This is a genomic window from Vibrio sp. OPT46, from assembly GCF_015163535.1.
Classification (GTDB): domain Bacteria; phylum Pseudomonadota; class Gammaproteobacteria; order Enterobacterales; family Vibrionaceae; genus Vibrio; species Vibrio alginolyticus.
Window position 1 is genome coordinate 1 of record NZ_JADDYG010000217.1, and the last position, 1,883, is coordinate 1,883.

Here is a 1,883-nt window from a genome sequence, read left to right on the forward strand (position 1 = left end):
AATAAGAATAGTAGGGATAAGCTTAATCAATATGCAGATTATCCTCAGAGAGCCTTAAAAGCCATTGCAAAGAAACTGTTCCCCGATGGGGATGGTTCAGTTGTCAAAATGTCATCAGATAACCCGGTTGAGCAATTAAGAATTAAAATTAGTGAAGCGGAAACAATGCATGGCTACATGAAAATAGCTAATCGTTTAGTGCCAGCTGCATATAAAGCGTCTGAAAATGGAGAGCTTACAGATAATAGTGCTGCTGTACTTGAAAACAAGATGCTTGAACGTGGTATACCTCAAAACCTCCTTAAAACGTTTTTGGAGCCAAATCCAATAGTAAACACTTGGGGACGATTTAGCTTAGCAAACTCAAATGCTAATATCCGACGATTAAAACAACGTTTAGTCGAAGCAGAGCGAGTCGAAGAAAGTCGAAATTCAAACTCATTAGAAGGTGAATTAGAAAATGGAATTAAGCACGGGGTTATTGATGGGCGCATTGGTATTTGGTTAGGTGGTAGGCCACCGAAAGAGGTTACCCAAAGACTAAGAAAGTTTAGCTTCAAATTCTCACCAACCCGAAATAATGCATGGGTTCGCGCTCATACTGTGAATGCTGAGGCGGTATTTAAGAGAGACGTAGTACCATTTCTTGAACAGCTAGATCCTCAAACATTTGATTAAACGCTCTCCAAGCGAAAAGCCCTTGCTTACAAAGCAGGGGCTTTTTTTTGTCCGTATAAATTCAATAAAAGAAATAGAGACCTTGCAAGAAAATTTCTCTCCACTAATAGGGGATACCCCTAGTCGCCACCGAGGCCCACCCGCCGGACTTACCCCAGCATCACTAGGGCTCGTCCCTCACCAAGTTCTGCCGCTCAAGGCTGTTGTCCACCAGCGCTAGTACGATGCCAACAAACCCCCGTTGTCACCGTCCTAGCAGAAAGCTGGTGGCCACATGAATCGCCTTCGGCAAGCTAAAAGCATTTGTATCGCTTTTCTTAACGGCTTCGCCTAAAAAGCTGTCCCTCTGTCGAGCCCCATTGTGTCGCCTTTGTCCGGGGTAAAGTCAACCAATATAGTTAAATATATTTAACTATATTTAATGTTTAAATGTGGTATTTTATGGCGTGTTTTAGTATAATTTCCTTAGTTGCTTATGTAACTATCTATTTTAAAACAATTGCTTGGGGGCAATATGAAGATTTCATCATTCGATAAGAAAGTAGTCATTTCATTACTTAATCAGCTGACACCCGAAAAGACTGAAACATCCACGGAGAGAAACGGCGAAATAGACAAAGTAGCCCTAGCTGTTCGATTAGGGAAAATCCGATTCATTAAACAAGAAGACCAGTATGTAGATTTAAAAGCTCTATCTGGTGACCTATTTGATCCTGATGTGAACATCGATATAAGTAAAGAAGAACTTAAGCGAAGTGAAAGTGCTTTTAGAGTGCGTGTTCATCGTGAAGGTGTTTGGATTGTCGAATCGCAATATTGGACCGGGAGAGCTTGGGAAGGTATCGAAGGTATCTCAAACAATGTTATTTGTGGCTTTGTAGGTGATGACTTTGTTGGCTCTGGATACGAACTGGATTTAGGTCGCGAAGCACTTACTGCATACAATAGCCAACCCCTAGACGCGCTTGGCTTTGTAATTGATCCGTTCCGTCAAGAATAGTAATCGGTAAATCTAACGTGTATAGAGGGCTCAATGGCCCTCTTTTTTAAAAAGTTGCTTGGGGGCAGTATGGACAGAATCGTAAAGATCAACGAAGAAAAGAAGGTACAAGTAAAAAAAGCACTTACACTAGCATTCAAGTGCGTAAATGCTATTCAAGGCAAACGTCTTAGAAGCATCCGAACCCAACCTATTCAGAGCAAAT

At 41.4% G+C, this 1,883-nt stretch carries 2 protein-coding genes; both read left to right on the forward strand.

Annotated features, from left to right (window positions below; genetic code table 11):
• On the forward strand, positions 1–678 hold a 678-nt coding region (locus tag IQR33_RS09220; protein ID WP_228013822.1), incomplete at its 5' end, for a hypothetical protein.
• 514 nt (positions 679–1,192) lie between these two features.
• Complete coding sequence (locus IQR33_RS09225; protein ID WP_042776734.1) at positions 1,193–1,678, forward strand: hypothetical protein; 486 nt, start codon at positions 1,193–1,195, stop codon at positions 1,676–1,678.
• Positions 1,679–1,883: the final 205 nt, after the last annotated feature.